Origin of the sequence: Cryobacterium inferilacus (assembly GCF_019599185.1) — a bacterium.
Classification (GTDB): Bacteria; Actinomycetota; Actinomycetes; order Actinomycetales; family Microbacteriaceae; genus Cryobacterium; species Cryobacterium inferilacus.
On sequence record NZ_JAIEUL010000023.1, the window covers coordinates 40,200 to 58,693 of the forward strand.

Genomic DNA, 18,494 nt, shown 5'->3' on the forward strand with positions numbered 1-18,494 from the left:
CCCCCCTCTTGTGGGTTATGACTCCACGGTATGGGTGCCGCGGCACCATGCCGCTGATGCGGGTCAGTTAACGGTAAACCCCTGCGTGCGGGCCAAACTGCGGCTAATTGACCCGCGTCATGGTCGATATGAACGGTGCGTCGTAACGTCGTAAATACCCCGAAAAACGGGATTCGACTCATCGAAAAGACAAGGAGGTCACCGGTGTCATCGAGTATGGCCTGGTCGACCCGCACGTCACTGCGCTGTATCCGCTCGACCGCGCCGCAGATGCCATCGCCACTGTAGAAGACGGCCACGCGGGCTAGTAAATACCGGACACCACGCCCACAAAATTTCCGGGCCACCGCGGGTGGCCTGGTCTGTACCGGCACCACCACGGCGCCACGACACTGGAGGCACAACATGACCGACCTGACGATCGATCCGAAGATCACTGACCGCAACACCACTGACCCGAAGACACTGGCCGAAACCGACCCGACACGGCACACCATGCAGGTCCGCACGCGACTGACCCAGCTTGCGCAGCATCTGCGCGACGACGTACAGAAGGTCGACGACCCCGCGTTCAAAGCCCTGTTCGAGACCACCGCTGCGGTGCTCGTCGGGCTTGAGACGGCAGTCGCCGGCTACGAGGAGAAGAAGGGAGACGCCTGGAACCAGCAGTAACCGTCAGTAAGGGGCGCCGGCAAGATCATGAACCCCCCGTTGCCAGCGCCAGCCAGTGCTCCTTACCGTTTTGCGACGGTGAGGAGCACTGCTGCGTCTTCTTCGGCTTCGAGGCTGTGACGGGCGTTGGGCACAATTAGCAGGTCGCCGGTCCGCGCCTGCCAGGAGTCGTCGCCCACCAGCATCCGCACCCGTCCACGAATGACGTAGACCGTGGCATCGCCCGGGTTATCGTGCTCGCTGAGAACTGTGCCCGCCGTCATCGCGATCACGGTCTGGCGCAGGACCTTTTCGTGCCCGCCGAACACGGTGTCGGCCGCTCGACCACTGGACGCGCTGCTCGCGGCCTGCAGCTGCTGGCGCGCGAGGGCTTCGATAGAGATTTTCTGCATGCGAACAGCGTAGGGCCCTCACGGCGGATACGACGGTCGCAGTCTGCAGCCGTCGATCGGTGGCTGGTCGCTACATCTCGTTAGGGTCCCGGCCCGCCACCGGAATTAGCTCGGTGCCCTGTGCAAGCGGGGCCACTTCAGGCGATGGTCGGCTATGGACAGTGCGACAGTGGCCCCAACGACGGCAAACGAAATCAAACAAACCACCGACTACAGCGATGTGGCAACAGCTGGAGCGGGAAGTTTTACTGGGCTTCAGCGTTCCAAGCCGACTGACTCGTTGTCGGCGCGGCACTGCTGGCGCTTCGCTTGGAATCGGAACGACCGGATAGCCAGGTGCGGCGACGGGCCGTCTGGGCGGTAGGAGGCTCACCAGGAATTGACTTCCGTGCGGACGTTCGTACGAAGCCGATTCCGCCAGGGGATACCTCGACGTGAGTGCTCATGGAAACAGTGTATGCCCAATGGCTGACATCAGGCATTATCTCCCGGCGCCGCGATCGCGAACGCTGTGGCAAGCTCGGCAGCCACCAGCTCAGCCAGCAACTTGTCGCCGCCAACGGTCGATGAGTCGGTGACGATATTCCCACCGTTTTACTCCGACTTCGGAAAGAACATCGCCCTGGGCAAAGGGCTATTCATAAACTCAGGCTGCAAGTTTCAAGACCAGGGCGGCATCACGATCGGCGACGGAAGCCTCATCGGGCATAACGTTGTGTTAGCGACGTTGAATCACGATCTTCGCCCGAGCCGACGCGTTGACATGCACCCGGCACCTATCGTCATAGGTCGGAACGTATGGATCGGCTCGAATGCGATCGTGCTGCCGGGTGTCACTGTCGGAGACAACTCCGTCATTGCCGCAGCCTCTGTTGTAACCAAGGATGTCGCTGCCGATACCGTCGTTGTGGGCTCGCCGGCTCGAGCGGTGCGCACCCTCGCTGAAGACTGACGCTCCGCATGCGACCTTTGAGGCTGAGAATGCGACGACGGCACTAATCGGCTCTCCTTGCCTATGGCCCTAGGAACGGTGGTCTAGGTTGGCTACTGATGTGACCAGCGCCTCATAACATTTTGGTTGCGTGGCACGCCCGACGAGACGTTTGTGTGTCAATCAGCCCGTACGCGTCCGTGCCAGCGCGTACACTAGACGCGTCAAAACCGCGGAAATCCGCGGGATTCCGCCCTTTTTGTGGGAGTGGCACGGCCGAGACGCCTATGATTTGTTTCTTGGTTCGAGTCCAGGTACCCCAGCAGTAAAAACCCCCGGTAGAGCGGGGGTTTCTTGTTTAGCTTTCATATCCGATCGATGTCTGACCAGTCGGGCGGCCTGCGTCGCCGTTCCCAGGCTGCGATGAGAGAATGAGGGAAACACGACGCAGCCACGCACCCACCAGGATTGGCACCGGACATGTCTCGCACTCGAACGATCCTCTCGGCCCTCGGACTTGCGGCCGTTGGGGCCGTGGCCGTCGCGGGGGACGCCCTGTTCGGGCCCTGGGGCGGCTGGTCGATCCTGCTGGTCGGCGGCTACATCGTCGGCGGTCGCACGGCGCGCACCAGCCGATTCGAGATCATGTCGTCGCGGCGCACCGTGCGCGCGATCGAGGGCGATCCGCGCACCGACAAGTACCGCGTCGCCGTGCACAGAGAGCTGGCGAAGGATCGACGTCAGGTCGCGTCCCTGCGGGGACACCTCGGTCGCCGCGTTTCGAGTGAGATGGCCGCGGTCGTCGCCAGGATCGATGACATCCTCTCCAAATGGGCACAGCTCATGACGACGACCGACGACAGGTTCACCGTCGAGGCGATGATCACCGACTACATTCCCGGCCTGATGGAGGCCTATCGAAACCTCCTGGGCCACAAATTCCGTAAAACCTGGTTGCCAGAGCAGATACGGGCCTGGGACGCACTGGGCGAACAGGTGCGCATCCTCGACGCGGAGGCCCTGCGCATCCAGAAGACTCTGTATTCGACCGACCTGCGGTCGGTCGAAGCCCACGGCACCTTCCTGCGGGACAAGTACACCCGCCGGCCAGGGCTGGAGATCAACCGGGACTGAAACGCGTCGATGGCTCGAGCCAGCGCTGGCAGACGGCGCCCAACATGACGCGAAACACGAAGAGCGCCCCCAAATCGAGTTCGGCCGTACCTCGAACAAATGTGGGCAAGTGTTCGGTCGGGGCGAGATCCCGAACTACGAAGGAAGGCATCCCGATCACCCGGGGAGCTGCGCCCGCCCAGTCTTTACCCGGACGGCGTTAGAATCCCGACGATGAATGTCTGCCTCGGGGTGGGGGAGCCTCACCGCAGAGACCAGAGGAGCATCCCCTCGACAGCGGCTGCAGTTTAAGTCGCATCATGGTCTTTGCACGAATTAGGAGACAAGCCCTAGGAATCGTTCCGGATCTCTCCGGAGCCGCGGATGATGAGCCTGGTGGGGATCACATACGACCGGGCCGGAGTCGTGTCCCCGTCGAGTCTCGCGAAGAGACGCTCGGCCGCGAGTGCCCCGATGCGTTGTGGGTCCTGGGCAATGACGGTGATCGCGGGATCCAGCAGGGCTGCAAGTGAGACGTCGTCGAAGCCGACCAGTGCGACTCGATGGTGGGCGGCGTTGTTGCGGAGGGCTCGAACTGCGCCCATCGTGATCAGGTTCTGCGCGCTGAATATCGCCGTGGGAGGATTCGGTCCTTTGAGGAGGGCGTCAGTGGCTCGTTCGGCGCTCACGTCGTCGTAGAGGCCATCGACGAGACTGAGGCCATTGATCGAGATCCCGGCCCTGCCGAGTTCCTCGACAAATCCGCGTCTCCGTTCCCGGGCCGTCCAGATCTCGGCCCGGTCTCCGAGGAAGGCAATATTCGTGTGTCCGTGGCTGATGAGGTGTCGAGCGGCCACCGCCGCGCCATTGGCGTTGTCACTGACGATGGCGTCGGCCACCACCCCGACAGGCTCGCGGTCGACGAACACGATCGGGGTGCCGAGCTCGAGTTCCGGCTGCAGGTACGCCTGGCTCTGGCTGGCCGTCGTCAGGATCAAGCCGTCGACTCGGCGCTGCAAAAAGGCTGAGACGACTCCTCGCTCACGATCCGGATCGTCATCGAGGCTCGACGCGAAGACGGCAACTCCCTTGTCGGATGCCGCATCCTCGACTCCGCGATGAATGGCGGCAGAGAACGGGTTGGCCACGTTCCCGACCAGCAGCCCCAAGGTCTGAGTCCTTCGGCCCGTTCGCCGCAGGTTGCCGGCGTGCATGTCTGGCTGGAAGTTCAATTGACGGACGGCCTCAAGCACCTTCGTCTTCGTGGCCTCAGACACATTCGGTTCCCCGTTGACCACCCGGGAGACCGTCTTGATTCCCACTCCGGCAAGTGAAGCCACGTGACGCATGGTTGCTCGGGGCCTTGACAGTGGCCCCTCGGAGGGGGAGTCTGACAACGATGTCACGGGTTGGTCTCCTTTTTCAATATACGAGTTGACTCTAGCGGCATTGTGCTCTAAACCTAGCTCTGACACCGTTGTCGGCCCGAACCTTTCTACAGTCACCTCGATCGGTTGGCCCCCCAAACAAGAGGAAATTCAATGATGAATAGCAAGTCGAACTGCAGCCTCACCCGTCGGGTCGCGACCGTCGGATCCCTCATCGCACTCGCGAGTTTCGGATTGACGGCCTGCTCCGCATCCAGTGGATCGTCATCGCCATCGGAAGCGGCCGGCGATGAGGTGGGTGTGACCCTCATCGTCAAGACCACAACCAATCCCTTCTTCGTGGCCATGCAAGACGGCGCGAAGAAAGCCGCCGCAGCGAACGGCGTGAACCTCACGCTCGCCGCCGGCAAGGAAGACGGCGACGAAGACACCCAGATCCAGGCGATCGAGAACGCCATCTCCAAGGGCGATCAGGGCATCCTGATCACGCCCAACGGTCCGTCGGTGGTCGACGCGATCCAGAAGGCACGTGACGCCGGGCTGTACGTCATCGCGCTGGACACTCCGCCCGACCCGGCGGATGCCGTTGACATCACGTTCGCCACCGATAACCGTGCAGCCGGCCTGGCCATTGGCGAATGGACGGCGGCCCAGCTGGACGGCGGACAGGCGACCATCGCTCTTCTCGACCTGTTCGACGACAAGGTCGTCTCGGTGGACTACAACCGCGACCAGGGCTTCCTTGAGGGCATGGGCATCGAGCTCAACGACCCGGACACCAACGGTGACGAGGAAGCCACCGGGTCGTACACCGGCGGCGAGGGTGGCGAATACACGATTGTCGGCAATGAGGCCACCCAGGGCGCAGAAGACGGTGGTCGTACCGCAATGGAAACCCTCCTCTCCAAGAACCCCGACATCAACGTCGTCTACACGATCAACGAGCCCGCAGCATACGGTGCCTACCAGGCGCTGGAAGCTGCCGGCATTGCAGAGGATGTCCTACTCGTCTCGATCGATGGCGGCTGCGCCGGCGTCGCTGGTGTGGAAGACGGCACCATCGGAGCCACGAGCCAGCAGTACCCGGTGAAGATGGCCGAGCTTGGCGTCGAAGCCATTGCGCAGCTCGCTGAAGACGGGACGAAGCCCGAGACGAGCGAGGGACTCGACTTCTACAACACCGGAGTCGCCCTCGTCACGGACCAGCCCGTTGACGGCCTGGAGAGCATTGACAGCACCGAAGCCGCTGACATCTGCTGGGGCGAGTAAGCGTCTAACCCCGTCGTGGGGCGCGGAAACGCGCCCCACGACCTGTTCCGGCCCCCGGGGGTCACACACAGATCAGCATCGCTGCAATAAGAGGGAGTCACCGTGAGTAAGCCTGCCACCGAACCAAATCCGCCCACCAGCGCGCTCCACCTGGCGTCCGAGTTCCTCGATCGCCGCACCACGCTCGACAAAGTACGCAACGTACTCCATAGATATCCGGCGCTCAGCCCGGCCGTTGTGCTTGTCATCGCCATCATCGTTTTCGGCCTCCTCAACGACCGGTTCCTCGCTCCGGCCAACCTGTCGCTCATCACCCAGCAGGTGGCCGTGGTCGGAACGTTGGCTGTGGCACAGACGCTGATCATCCTCACCGCCGGGATCGACCTGTCAGTCGGGGCCGTCATGGTCCTGTCGTCCATGGTTGTCGCCCAGACGGCAACGCAGAACGGGCTCCCGGGCATTGTGGCCCTGCTTCTCGGCTTCATTGTCGGAATCGCCGCCGGTGCATTCAACGGGCTGCTGGTGACACGTCTGCGGCTTCCTCCGTTCATCGTGACGCTGGGCACCCTGAACATCTTCGTTGCGCTGACCCTGCTGTACTCCAACGGTGCGACCGTCCGCGGCAGCGAAATGCCGGCGCTGCTGACCTGGACCGGAACGACATTCGATGTTCTCGGCGTACGCATCAGCGTCGGCGTCATCATGATGCTGGTCCTTTACATCGTCGTCGCGTTCATCCTCGGCAAGACGGCATGGGGACGCCACGTGTACGCGGTCGGTGACGACAAGGAGTCCGCGCGGCTCGCCGGTATCAGCGTCAACCGAGTCCTCATGAGCGTGTACATCGCTGCCGGTGCGGTTCTCGCCATCGGCGCGTGGATCCAGATCGGGCGCACGAACGCTGCCAGCCCGAACGCCGGAGCCGACCTCAACCTCGACTCCATCACCGCCGTCGTCATCGGCGGCACGAGCCTGTTCGGTGGCCGTGGAACGATCTGGGGCACGCTGCTCGGTGCGCTGATCGTCGGCGTCTTCCGTAACGGACTCTCTCTCGCAGGACTGGACGTGCTCTACCAGACCCTCGCCGTCGGTGTCCTTATCATCGTGGCTGTCTCTGTCGACCAGTGGATTCGAAAGGTACGCAAGTGACCCTCACCAACGGCACACCCGCCGCCGCCCCAGAAAGCTCGCTCTCTCCCATTCTCGAGGCCAAACGCCTGGTCAAGACCTTCGGCCGTGTCGTCGGACTCGACGGGGTCAGCCTGGCGCTGTACCCGGGTGAAGTGCTCGCGATCATCGGCGACAACGGCGCAGGCAAGTCAACACTCATCAAGTGCCTCACCGGCGCCGAGATCCCCGACGAGGGTGAGATCTTCCTCGACGGCGCGCCCGTTCACTTCAAACGCCCCCAGGATGCTCGGGCCGCAGGCATCGAGACGGTGTACCAGAACCTGGCCGTCTCTCCGGCCCTCGACGTCGCCGCCAACCTGTATCTGGGACGGGAGATTCGCAAGGCCGGAATCCTGGGATCGGTGTTCCGCGTGCTGGACACCAAAGGGATGCGCCAGAAGGCGCGTCAGGGACTCAACGATCTGGGCATCTCAACCCTGCAGGACGTCACGTCGCCGGTCGAGAACCTCTCGGGCGGCCAGCGGCAGGCTGTCGCGGTGGCCCGGGCTGCAGCTTTCGGCTCCAAGGTCGTCGTGCTCGACGAGCCCACGGCGGCGCTGGGTGTGCGAGAGTCCAACCAGGTGTTACAGCTGGTCAGGAACCTTCGGGACAAGGGGATCCCCGTCATCCTGATCAGCCACAACATGCCGCACGTGTTCGACGTTGCCGATCGCATCCACATCCAGCGACTCGGCAAGAAGGCCGCGACGATCACGCCGCAATCGCACTCAATGACCGACGCGGTCGCAATCATGACAGGAGCAGCGACAGCATGACCACCAACTCGCAGCCCAACGATGCCAAACGAGTCCTGTACGCCGAGTTCACGGCTGTCGCCGGTCAGGAGCAGGCCGTGGCCGCCCTGCTCCGCGACTATGGGGCGCGGGTCCGGATGGAGCCCGGAAACATCACGTTCGCGGCGTACACGAAGGAATCTGACGGCAGGCAAGTGTTCGTCTTTGAGGAGTACCGCAACGAGGACGCGTTTCAGGTGCATCTTGCGGCCCCGTATGGGCGAACGTTCAATGAGGCACTGGCGCCATTGGTAGACGGTGGAGGGTCGACCCTGACCTTCCTCAACCCCCAGTAGTGGTTGCGTGCGCGTGCGCGTGCGCTTCGGACGGAGCCCCGGAACCCAATTCACCGTCCTTCACACGTCGAAATGACGGGAAACAACAGTCAGGAGTACCCCTTTAATGAGCACGACAAGCAACCGGGTTTCGACTTCAGCCGAGGTGCTGATCGTCGGGGAGACGATTATCGACGTGATCGATCGGAACGGAGAGCGGTCCGAGCATGTCGGAGGATCCCCGGCCAACGTCGCGCTTACGCTCGGGAGGCTGGGGCACCAGGTCAGGTTCGTTACTGAAATCGCCGACGACGAACGAGGCATCCGAGCACTTGCGCACCTCGCAGCATCCGACGTTGCGGTTCAATCCCGGCCCGGTGGGCGTACATCAACGGCAGTCGCGCACCTCCAAGACGACGGCTCTGCGAGATACGAGTTCGATGTCACATGGGAACCACCCGTGATCGACTCAGGTGTGGCCACGCATGTCCACACCGGGTCGATCGCGGCTTTTCTCCAGCCGGGTGCCGATGCGGTCCGCACTCTCTTCGAATCATTGCCTGTCGGAGTGACGAGGAGCATCGACCCCAATATTCGACCGGCGTTAGTCGGGTCCCATCATGAGGCACTCACAACCTTCCACACCTTGGCGTCCAATTCCGATGTGGTCAAGCTCAGCGACGAGGACGCGAACTGGCTGTTCCCCGATTCCACTGTTGATGATGTGCTGAACGGTCTGCTTTCCCTGGGCGCCCGGCTTGCGATCGTCACCCTTGGTAGCGAGGGATTGGTGTTGGCCTCCACTGAAGCGCGAACGAAGGTGCCGGCAAGAAAGGTCCGAGTGGCTGACACCATCGGCGCCGGCGATGCTGCCATGGGAGCCATCATTGACGCGGTTGTGCGGGACGGACTCGACCAGCTTGATGAGGTCGAGTTGCTCAGAATCGGAAAGTGGGCCGCGCACGTCGCAGGTGTCACCACCTCGCGCATCGGCGCCAACCCTCCCAGGCGCCATGAACTTGCCGGGTAACGCCTGACCACCAGCCGACTCTTCGAGAAAACGATGATCTGGGGACGATCAGGGCCGTGCGGCGGTGAGCTCCTCGCGAATGATGTCCGCACCCGCCGTCAGCGCCTTCATCTTTCCTCGTGCAACGTTCCTTGAGAACGGCGCCATGCCGCAGTTCGAGCTGGGCAGGAGCTTGTCAGGAGCGACGAACTTGAGTGCCTTCCGGAGGGTGTCGGCGACGTCCTCCGGGGTCTCAATCGTCTCACTCGCCACGTCGATGGCCCCGAGCATGACCTTCTTGCCTCGAATGAGCTCGATGAGGTCCATCGGCACCCGGGAGTGGTGGCATTCCAGCGAAACGATGTCGATAGTGGATTGCTGCAGGAGCGGGAACGACTTCTCGTAGTGCCGCCATTCCGGCCCGAGGGTCGCTTTCCAGTCGGTGTTGGCTTTGATGCCGTAGCCGTAGCAGATGTGCACGGCGGTTTCCGCACGCAATCCTTCTGCTGCCCGTTCCAGCGCGGCTACTCCCCAGTCCTGCACCTCGTCGTGGAAGACGTTGAAGGCGGGTTCGTCGAACTGGATGATGTCCACCCCCGCTGCCTGGAGTTCTCTCGCCTCCTGATTGAGGATCGTTGCGAACTCCCACGCCAACTTCTCTCGGCTCTTGTAGTGGCGGTCGTAGAGAGTGTCGATCATCGTCATCGGGCCAGGGAGGGCCCACTTGATCGGCTGATCGGTCTGCTGGCGGAGGAACTTCGCGTCCTCGACGAAAACGGGTTTCTCGCGGCTCACGGCACCTACGACGGTCGGCACGCTCGCGTCATATCGATCGCGGATTCGAACCGTTTCGCGCTGTTCGAAATCGACCCCGGTGAGATGCTCGATGAATGTCGTGACGAAGTGCTGGCGGGTCTGCTCCCCGTCGCTGATGATGTCGATGCCATGTTGGCGCTGCTCGTGGACTGCGATGCGCAGTGCATCGTGCTTGCCCTGCACCAACGCATCACCCTGCAATTTCCACGGAGACCAGAGAGTTTCGGGCTCGGCAAGCCAGGACGGTTTCGGCAGGCTGCCGACGATCGAGGTGGGTAAGAGAGTGTGCATGATTGTCGATTCTCTGCCGGTCAACCGACGGGAGCGGGGTAGTGGGCGGCCCAGCGCTTGAGCACTTCACCGTGCGGTTTCACGAAGTGCTCCTCCGTGTACTTCCCCTGCGTCATGGCGAGCTGGTTGCGCTCGTCGCGATCGTAGGCGATCTGCGTCCGTGAGTAGTCCTGCCGCTCCAGGCTCGGACGGTAGATGCTCGCGGCGGCCGAGTTCGCGTTGTAGATCTCCGGTCGGTAGATCTTCTGGAACGTCTCCATCGTGCTGATCGTGCCGATGAGCTGCAAATTGGAATAGTCACTGAGGAGATCGCCGCGAAAATAGAACGCGAGCGGCGCCACGCTGCCGCGTGGCATGAAGTACCGGACCTGCAGTCCCATCCGTCCGAAGTATTCGTCGGTCCGTGAGAACTCGTCCTGCTGATACTCGACGCCGAGGATCGGGTGGCAGTTCTCAGTGCGACGATACGTCTTGCTGGTCGAAACGCTGATGCAGATCACGGGCGACATCGGGAAGCGTTCCTGATAGGCGGCAGAGTCGAGGAAATGTTGGAAGAGCAGGCCGTGCAGATTTCCGAAGTCGTCGGGGACGGTGAATTCCTTCGCGTCTTTGTTGACCGCCGGCAGCAGCACGCTGAAGTCGAAATCGCGGAGATAAGACGAGAAGTTGTTCCCCACGATCCCCTGGTGACGTTCGCCTGTGAGCTGGTCGACGATCTGGATGTCGAGGATCTCGAGCAGCGGGAAGCGCTGATTCTCTCCCTCTGCGGTGAACTGCAACTCGACGGTGACGATGTCGAGCTCCACGGTATAGCGGTCCCGCGTCGGGTTGTCCCAATGCGCGAGGTCGTTGAACCGGCGGTCGATCATCGTCAGCGCGCTGCGCAGGTTCTGCCGACGGTGCTCGCCTCGGGCCAGATTGGCAAAGTTCGTGGTGGCTCGGGAACTGCTCGACGGCGCGTAGTCCTCGTCAAAGCGGGTGGTAGTGATGCTGAACGTGAACTCGTTCGCCATGAGTGGCCAATCCGGTAGCTGATCGGCCAGGCTGGCCTTGCGGAAGTCAGTGCATTCATCGTGCAGGTTCCCTGCGGGCATAGGGTAATTCGACGCAACTATGTATATCTATAGACTTTGGCTATGACTAAGCGGTCGACCGGCATCACACTGCAGCAGCTCCATTACTTCATCGAGGTCGCCGCGGAGGGGTCCATCACCGCTGCCGCCGACATGCTCTATGTCGCCCAGCCGACCATGTCCGTGGCGATGAAAGACCTCGAGACCAGGGTCGGCCACGCCCTCCTCGTCCGTTCCGCGCGCGGGATCACGCTCACCACCGATGGTGCGGAGTTCCTCGGGTACGCCAGGCAGGTCGTCGAGCAGGTAGCGCTGCTCGAGCAGCGTTACCTCGGTCGTCCGCCGTCGCGACGCCTGCTCGGGGTGTCGACGCAGCACTATTCGTTCGCGGTCGACGCGTTCGTGCGGATGGTCAGGGCTACCGAGGGGGCCGAATACGAGTTCTCACTGCGTGAGACTCGCACGTGGGACATCCTCGAGGATGTCCGCACGCTCCGCAGCGAGCTGGGCATCCTCTATCGGAACGACTTCAACCGGAACGTCATCGACAAACTGCTCCGGGACTCCGGGCTCGCATTCCGCCCGCTCTTCCTGGCCGAGCCGCACATCTTCATCTCCCGGAAGAACCCACTTGCCTCTCGAGATCGCGTGACCCTCGCTGATCTGGCCAACCTGCCGCGGCTCACCTTCGACCAGGGGGCGAACAACTCGTTCTACCTCGCCGAGGAAATCCTCTCCACCCTGTCAAGCAAACGGGAGATCCGAGTCTCCGACCGGGCGACAATCTTCAACCTCATGATCGGGCTCGACGGCTACACGATCTCGACGGGCATCATCAGCGACGACCTCGACCCGGAGATCGTCTCCGTACCGCTCGACGTGGACGAACGCATCGAGATCGGCTGGATCGGCCATTCCGCGATCCCCCTCACCGAGCAGGCAGAGAGGTACCTCGCCGAAGTGCGGGCTGTCGTCGCCGGATTTGGCGTGGCGTTGCTCGGCTAGGCACGTCCGGCGGGCCGGCCGGCATTGAGGCTCTCGCTTGCGCCGTCACCTATTGCCTGTTGGCGTCGATTTCTCGCATGTGCACGCGAACGAGATCTTCGAGCAAGCGGCTGGGCAGGGTCGTGTCCAACGTGAATTGGATCGCGTGTTGAGTGGTCTTGTAGTCCGTGAGCTGGTCCCTGAGCTCCTCGATGGCCCACGAGGAAGGGTAAAAGCTCATGTGTTTCTTGGACGCGGTGAAGTGCACCAGCGCACGGTTCTTATATTTGAGGGTCGGCATTCCATAGCTCAAGGTCTCTTCGGTGTCCGGCACGAGTCGTTTCACCAAAGCGCGGATACGTTCCAGTTCCGCTCGGCGAGCGGGGTCGAGCTCGCTGAGATACTCTTCGACGGTCTTCGCCTTTTCACCCATAACGAGAGCCTAGTTCCGGACCCCGCGGGACGTGGGGCGTCGTGGACCGCCACTAACGGCGGCGTAGATGATCGGCCAGTTGCGTGTCGAGGCGGTCGTTGAGAGTGATCGCCGCGTCGATGAGCGCCAGGTGGGTGAATGCCTGCGGAAAGTTGCCAATTTGCTCGCCGGTCGGCGCGATTTCTTCCGAGTACAGGCCCAGGTGGTTGGCGAAGGTCAGCATCTTCTCGAAAGTGAAACGGGCCTCGTCGAGCCGGTCGCCGCGGGCGAGTGCGTCGACGTAGAGGAAGGTGCAGAGCGAGAAAGTACCTTCGGAACCCTGGAGTCCGTCTGGCGAGGCGGTCGGGTCGTATCTGTAGACGAGGCTGTCAGACACGAGTTCCGCTTCGATCGCCGCCATCGTGTCTGTCCAGAGCGGGTCATGCGGTGAGACGAAACCGACCTGCGGCATCTTGAGCAGGGAGGCGTCGAGTACCGGTTCTCCGTACTGCTGGACAAAGGCCCGGCGCTCGGCATTCCAGCCCTTTTCCATGATCTGGGTATAGATAGCGTCGCGCTCTGCGATCCAGCGGGTGAGCGGCGCCGGGCGACCATAGACGGTGGCGAGGCGGATGGCGCGGTCGAAAGCGACCCAGCACATCAGTCGTCCGTAGGTGAAGTTCTTCCGCCCGCCGCGGGTCTCCCAGATCCCCTCCTCCGGTTGGTCCCAATTATCAGCAAGCCAATCGAGCAGCTTGCAAATAGCCAGCCACCCGGCCTGGCCGATCCCGATGCCGGCCCGGTCAGCGTTGTAGATGGCCTCCAAGGCCTCCCCATAGATGTCCAGTTGGAGCTGGTCAGCGGCGCCGTTTCCGACCCGCACCGGGTAGGAGCCGCGATACCCTTCCCAGCCGGTGAGGGTCTCCTCGGACAGGTGCGGGTCACCGTCGATTCGGTACATGATGTTCAGCGGGCCGGAGTCGCTGTCCAACGGTTCCGCGACGCGGTCGCGCAGCCATCGCCCGAAGGCGGCAGCTTCGTCGAAGAAGCCCAAGCGCACCAGGGTGTTGACGGAGAAGGATGCGTCCCGTACCCAGGTGAAACGGTAGTCCCAGTTGCGTTCCCCTCCGATCTGTTCCGGCAGGCCCGCGGTCGGCGCGGCGACGAGGCCTCCGGTCGGCGCGTAGGTCAGCAGCTTGAGGGTGATGGCCGATCGTTGCAGTTCCTCACGCCACCGCCCGGTGTAGGTCGACCGTCCGACCCAGTCCTGCCAGAAGTGGGCGGTGTCGTCGAACAGCCGTTGGGCTTCGGCCACGGGGACGGCCCGTGGAGCAGCGTCGCCGCCGGTGTCAAGGATGACGCCACGCATTTCGCCTTCGGCGAGAGTCAACGAGAAACGCAGGTCGCCCTCGTCGGACGGCTCCGGCCGCGCGCGCCGGTCCTCGTCTGGGTCGCGGATGAGGCTGATGGTGAGGGTGGTGTCGCCCGCGACATAGGCCGCGCCGTCCTCAGTCACCGTCACTCGGTGGCTCTGTCTGCCGTAGTCGAACCTGGGGGCGATCTCGACGTCGAATGTCATTGTGCCGCGCACGCAACGCATCGCCCGGAGCAGACGGTGATCGCCGCTGGGCGTTCCGGAGGTCACCGGCATGAAGTCGATGACCTCGCCCACTCCGTTCTCGGTGAGGAAGCGGGTGATGAGGATGGCAGTGTCGGGGAGGTACATCTGCGTTGTCCGAAAGGCACCGTCGACCGGATGCGCGCTGAAATGCCCGCCCTTTTTTCGATCCAGCAGCGACGCGAAGATGCTCGGTGAGTCGAATCGCGGGCTGCAGAACCAGTCGATCGTGCCGTTCGTCGACACCAACGCCGTGGTCTGCAAGTCTCCGATCAGGCCGTGGTCGGCGATCGAGGGGTAGTCGTTCATGGGGCGGTCCTCTCTTCGTCCACGACCGCTTGCGCGGTTGTGTTGATCATGGCTGGGTCAGGGTGGCGGCCGACGGGGTGCCGAGCTTCGCGCGCCCAGGCAAGAAGGCCGAGATGACGATTCCGGCGATTGCGATGGCCAGCAGGGGCACGGTCGCCGCCAGGTATCCGCCCGCATCTGCATCTGCGTTCAGAACGAGGAGGGTGCTGACGATGGCCGTCCCGAAGCTCGACCCCAGATTCGAGACGCTGCGGGAGAGTCCGGAGATCTCTCCCTGTTGCTCCTCGGGGAAGGCCGACTGCACCAGATTGACGCTGGGGGTGAGCATCAGCCCGATCCCCAGCCCGATGGTGAGCAGGCCCGGTGCGAACGCCCAGGCGCCCGGAACGGTCGCCACGATCAGCAGCAGGAGCAGGCCGACGCCCGTGACCAGGAAGCCGACCACGATCAGCGACCTTTGCGCGAACCGCCGCACCAGCGAACCCGCGGACAACGACGACACGAGAATGCCGATGGTGGCGGCGCTGAAAATGACCCCGGTCTCTATGGCGTCGTAATTGCGCACGACCTGGAGATAGCTCGCCACCAGCATCGAGATACCCATCAGCAGCAGCCACTGGAAATTCTGCGTGACCAGACCCAGGTCGGAGACCCGGTTCCGGAACAGTGCGGTCGAGAGCAGTGGCTCACGCCCCTTCCGCTCCAGCCGTCGAACCCACCGAAAGAACAACGCGATCACGCCGATTCCCCCTGCCATCAGCGCAAGCGACACCAGCAGGTCGTTGTCGGCGGCAAGGATGCCGATCACAAATAGAATCAACCCCAGCGCCGACAGCACTGCCCCGATGACGTCAAAGGGCTTGCCCGGTTCCCGGGCGCGCGGATCCTTGAGACGCACGGCGAGGATCAGGATGAGCACGATCACGAGTGCCTGAAAGATAAATGCCGCCCGCCAGCTGATGGTCGCGGCGATCCACCCGCCGATCAGAGGCCCCGTTGCCGCACCAACCCCTCCAGCGGCGCTGACCAGGCCGAACGCGCGAGCCCGCTCCGCGACACCGGTCCAGTACATCGTGACCAGGATGTAGACCGGAGGGATGAGCAGGGCGGTACCGGCACCTTCCAGGATCGAATTCCCCAGGATGAGCAGGCCAAGCCCGGGCGACACGGCGCTTATGACGGCCCCGACGCCGTACACCGACAGGCCGAGAATCAGACAGGTCTTCCGGCCCAGCTGATCCGTCAGTTTGCCGAAGGGGATCATCAGGGCCGCCATCACGAGCAGGAACAGTGTGATCGACAGCTGAATGCCCTGGACCGAGGTGTCGAGGTCCTCGCTCATGTCGTTGAGCATGACGTTCATGTTCGAGCCCGCGAAGGAGCAGATGAACTGCGCGAGCGCCAGAGGCAGCAACGACCACATCGTCGTGGTCTCACTCCGCGTTTCGGCGTGCGATGACACCGGGGCCTACTGACCTTGGGCGATGCACATAGAGAACTCCCTCACCTGGATGCCGGCTGGCGCAATCACGGCAGTCAATTTCAGAGAATCTTGCGTCGATGTAGCTGGTGCGGAATCACCCTGATCGGATGATCCGTCACTACCCCTGGAGGCCTCGCGGGTCAGGATTCACCCCGTCCGCAGGGGCACGCTCACGTCGGCGCCGCCCTCCCGGGTGAGCCGCGGACCCATGGTGACCATGGTGGGCGCGGGAACAAAACCCCCGGCGAAGAGGGCCTCACCCTGCTTGAACCTGGAGGCCCGGGCGAGCATGGCGGGCGGCACAAAACCGAAGATGTTGGCCAGCTCGGCGAGGTCCACGGGAGACGTCATCTTCATCAGCGCGAGGTTGTCGCACTGCGAGATGATGCTGGGGTGCACCCTGAATGGGCGCTGGGTGGACAGCAGTAGCCAGAGACCGAACTTGCGTCCTTCCGCCGCGATCTGCACGATCCGCTCCCGCACCGCCACGTGCAGGGGGCTGGTCTGGTCGGGTGAACAGAAGTTGTGCGCCTCGTCGATCACGATCAGGAGCGGACGACGCTGCTCGCGTTTGGCCCACAGGTCGTCGAGCACGGCCAGCGCCACGACCAGAGACTCCTCCGGATAGGCGAAGCCGCCGAGGTCGAGAACTGTTGCATCCGGACGCGAATCCAGGATGTCGGTGACAGCTGCCAGCCCTTGCGCCCAGACGCTCCAGTCGGTCACCCGGAGATTCTCGGTGCGCGCAGCCAGATCACGGGCCGCCGGGGTACCGCGTTCCACCAGGCCGGGGACGACCCTGGCCGGATCGACCAGGCCCACGGTGTCCTCGATGTGCATCAGTTCGTTGTGCTCGGCACGATCATCGAGCGGGTCAAGCCGAAAGACTGCAGCCTTCGCCCGCAACGAGAGGTCGAGGAATCGCACCCGGAGCGCATCGGGCGAGGGAGAAGAGGGGCGCAGCACGCGGATGTCCCGGTCCGCCAGCGCCCGCCGCGCATCCGTCGTGGCCGCCGGATGGGCCTGCCTCATGTGGACGAAGTCGGCGTTCGGATCGAAGATCACCATGGGCAGGGCCGTGTGGAGCAGCAGCTGTTCGAGCACCACGCCGAGGGCGTAGGTCTTGCCTGACCCGCTTTGTCCGCACCAGAAGGTGTGCCGGTTGAAACGTTGGGCAAGGAGTCGGGCCGGAATGTCCTGGGACGCCAGGAACGAGCCGATGGGCAAAGACGTCGCAGCGTCTCCGTAGAGCAGTTCGGCCGTGCGGGCATCCGCCGACCGTATCGTGGCTGACCCGAATGGGACGGAGCGCCGAACATCGAGGTGCCGTCCATCTCCATCGAGCAGTCCCAGGATGCGGCCGGAGCCCTGCGGAGCGCCGCCGATCACAACGGCGACCTCCTCCACCTGGCCCAGCTGATCGGTTTCTTCTTCTCCGCCATCCGTCGAACGCAGGACCACGAGGCCGCCGGGCTCGAATCTGGAGCCGGTGCCGCCGGCGAATTGGAAGTGCCGGCCGTCGATCGACACCGCGGCAGCGCTCTGACGTGTTGCCCGGTCTTCGTCGCTCATGTGCTGACCCTTCGTCTGGATGCAGGCCGGTACCCCTGTTGAGCCGCAGACTAGTGCGGTTTCGTGATCGGTGCCGCCTCGATCACGGGCCGGCCCCGAGCTCAGCGGATTAGCGCCATGCGGCGAACGCGGTGCGCCGCCCGATGACGGTGAGGATCAGCGCGAGCAGGCCGAGGACCGACATATGGCGAGCAGATGAGGCCATCGGCCGCGTTCAACGCCGGCGTGGGGGAGTGCGTTCTGCAATCGCGGACGTGCGACTTGGCCAGGCGGAGCGAAGTGCCTGTGAGTGCGCTAATTCGCTCCGCACTTCTCTCGGACATGACGACAGCCTTCGTCATATCGGATGAATCGATGATCAGCCGCAGATCACTGGGGCATTGACGGCCCGGAAATTTGGAGATACCTCTTGATCTGATCGCCTGGCGCGGTCTCGGTTCAGGCGTGGAAATGTGGAAAATCTTCCCCTTGCGGAACGCTGTCACCACTCCCCGGTGTGCGTGTACCGGCAGACCGCAGCGTTTCGGACGGGCGCTCCAAGAACTCGCTGCGGTAGGCCGTAGCAAATCTCCCGAGATGGGCGAAACCCCATCGTGCTGTCACCTCGGTCACGCTAACCGTGCCGGGCGCCGCCCGGACCAGCTCCTGGTGCACTTTCTGGAGCCTGAGGTGCCGCAGATAAGCCATCGGCGTGGTGTCCAGGGAACGACGGAAGCCCTCCTGCAAGCTGCGAACGCTCAGCGAGACCCGTGCCGCGAGTTCCGTCACAGTCCACGGATGCGCAGGGCTGTTGCGCAATAACTCAACGGCCTGCGAGACCGGCCGCACACCGGCGGCCGGTGAAGGGTGGCCTTGACCCCGGAGAGTGGACACGGGTTAAGCGGCGAGTTGGATCTCAGCGGCCTGTGACGAGTATTGCATCT

Annotated in this window: 18 protein-coding genes; 9 read left to right on the top strand and 9 right to left on the bottom strand. The window is 63.2% G+C overall.

The window, feature by feature from the left end; translation table 11 throughout:
* The first annotated feature begins 405 nt into the window (after window positions 1–405).
* On the top strand, window positions 406–672 hold the full coding sequence (locus K2F54_RS16565) for a hypothetical protein (RefSeq protein WP_220606963.1): 267 nt from the start codon (window positions 406–408) through the stop codon (window positions 670–672).
* Between the two features lie 62 nt (window positions 673–734).
* Here K2F54_RS16565 and K2F54_RS16570 read toward each other — a convergent pair whose 3' ends face one another.
* Window positions 735–1,064 carry a cupin domain-containing protein gene (locus tag K2F54_RS16570; RefSeq protein WP_220606964.1) on the bottom strand — a complete coding sequence of 110 codons (330 nt, stop codon included), beginning with the start codon at window positions 1,062–1,064 and terminating at the stop codon, window positions 735–737.
* 574 nt (window positions 1,065–1,638) lie between these two features.
* Here K2F54_RS16570 and K2F54_RS16575 point away from each other — a divergent pair.
* Window positions 1,639–2,016: a DapH/DapD/GlmU-related protein gene (locus tag K2F54_RS16575; RefSeq protein WP_374107310.1), complete on the top strand. Its 378-nt coding sequence runs from the start codon at window positions 1,639–1,641 to the stop codon at window positions 2,014–2,016.
* Between the two features lie 459 nt (window positions 2,017–2,475).
* Complete coding sequence (locus K2F54_RS16580) at window positions 2,476–3,129, top strand: hypothetical protein (protein ID WP_220606965.1); 654 nt, start codon at window positions 2,476–2,478, stop codon at window positions 3,127–3,129.
* A gap of 329 nt (window positions 3,130–3,458) precedes the next feature.
* Here K2F54_RS16580 and K2F54_RS16585 read toward each other — a convergent pair whose 3' ends face one another.
* Window positions 3,459–4,457, bottom strand: coding sequence for a LacI family DNA-binding transcriptional regulator (locus tag K2F54_RS16585; protein WP_220606966.1), 999 nt, complete (start codon window positions 4,455–4,457; stop codon window positions 3,459–3,461).
* A gap of 195 nt (window positions 4,458–4,652) precedes the next feature.
* On the opposite strand from K2F54_RS16585, the gene K2F54_RS16590 reads away from it, so the two are divergent.
* The 5 genes from K2F54_RS16590 to K2F54_RS16610 all read left to right on the top strand — a co-directional run bounded on the left by K2F54_RS16590 (window position 4,653) and on the right by K2F54_RS16610 (window position 9,034).
* Complete coding sequence (locus K2F54_RS16590; RefSeq protein WP_220606982.1) at window positions 4,653–5,765, top strand: substrate-binding domain-containing protein; 1,113 nt, start codon at window positions 4,653–4,655, stop codon at window positions 5,763–5,765.
* A 102-nt stretch (window positions 5,766–5,867) separates the two neighbouring features.
* Entirely contained in the window at window positions 5,868–6,914 is a 1,047-nt protein-coding gene (locus K2F54_RS16595; RefSeq protein ID WP_220606967.1) for an ABC transporter permease, read from the top strand.
* The gene (locus tag K2F54_RS16600; RefSeq protein WP_220606968.1) at window positions 6,911–7,711 is read left to right on the top strand and encodes an ATP-binding cassette domain-containing protein; all 801 of its coding nucleotides are present in this window, start codon (window positions 6,911–6,913) and stop codon (window positions 7,709–7,711) included. Before K2F54_RS16595 ends, K2F54_RS16600 begins: the two co-directional genes overlap by 4 nt.
* Window positions 7,708–8,025 (top strand): putative quinol monooxygenase, encoded by a 318-nt coding sequence (locus K2F54_RS16605; protein WP_220606969.1) that lies wholly within the window; start codon window positions 7,708–7,710, stop codon window positions 8,023–8,025. The genes K2F54_RS16600 and K2F54_RS16605 overlap by 4 nt, the downstream gene beginning before the upstream one ends.
* Before the next feature lie 106 nt (window positions 8,026–8,131).
* Complete coding sequence (locus tag K2F54_RS16610; RefSeq protein ID WP_220606970.1) at window positions 8,132–9,034, top strand: carbohydrate kinase family protein; 903 nt, start codon at window positions 8,132–8,134, stop codon at window positions 9,032–9,034.
* Between the two features lie 48 nt (window positions 9,035–9,082).
* Here K2F54_RS16610 and K2F54_RS16615 read toward each other — a convergent pair whose 3' ends face one another.
* Window positions 9,083–10,120: a methionine synthase gene (locus K2F54_RS16615; RefSeq protein ID WP_220606971.1), complete on the bottom strand. Its 1,038-nt coding sequence runs from the start codon at window positions 10,118–10,120 to the stop codon at window positions 9,083–9,085.
* Between the two features lie 20 nt (window positions 10,121–10,140).
* Window positions 10,141–11,133, bottom strand: coding sequence for a DUF1852 domain-containing protein (locus tag K2F54_RS16620; protein ID WP_220606983.1), 993 nt, complete (start codon window positions 11,131–11,133; stop codon window positions 10,141–10,143).
* A 123-nt stretch (window positions 11,134–11,256) separates the two neighbouring features.
* On the opposite strand from K2F54_RS16620, the gene K2F54_RS16625 reads away from it, so the two are divergent.
* Window positions 11,257–12,198 carry a LysR family transcriptional regulator gene (locus K2F54_RS16625; protein WP_220606972.1) on the top strand — a complete coding sequence of 314 codons (942 nt, stop codon included), beginning with the start codon at window positions 11,257–11,259 and terminating at the stop codon, window positions 12,196–12,198.
* 49 nt (window positions 12,199–12,247) lie between these two features.
* Here K2F54_RS16625 and K2F54_RS16630 read toward each other — a convergent pair whose 3' ends face one another.
* From K2F54_RS16630 to K2F54_RS16650, 5 genes are all read right to left on the bottom strand, one after another.
* Complete coding sequence (locus K2F54_RS16630; protein WP_220606973.1) at window positions 12,248–12,610, bottom strand: iron chaperone; 363 nt, start codon at window positions 12,608–12,610, stop codon at window positions 12,248–12,250.
* Window positions 12,611–12,662: 52 nt separating this feature from the next.
* A complete protein-coding gene (locus tag K2F54_RS16635) occupies window positions 12,663–14,516 on the bottom strand; it encodes a glycoside hydrolase family 15 protein (RefSeq protein WP_220606974.1) in 1,854 nt (617 codons plus the stop codon).
* A gap of 46 nt (window positions 14,517–14,562) precedes the next feature.
* Entirely contained in the window at window positions 14,563–15,978 is a 1,416-nt protein-coding gene (locus K2F54_RS16640) for an MFS transporter (RefSeq protein ID WP_308287715.1), read from the bottom strand.
* Between the two features lie 168 nt (window positions 15,979–16,146).
* Window positions 16,147–17,571, bottom strand: coding sequence for an ATP-binding protein (locus tag K2F54_RS16645; protein WP_220606975.1), 1,425 nt, complete (start codon window positions 17,569–17,571; stop codon window positions 16,147–16,149).
* Window positions 17,572–18,009: 438 nt separating this feature from the next.
* Window positions 18,010–18,444 carry a helix-turn-helix transcriptional regulator gene (locus tag K2F54_RS16650; protein WP_220606976.1) on the bottom strand — a complete coding sequence of 145 codons (435 nt, stop codon included), beginning with the start codon at window positions 18,442–18,444 and terminating at the stop codon, window positions 18,010–18,012.
* Window positions 18,445–18,494: the final 50 nt, after the last annotated feature.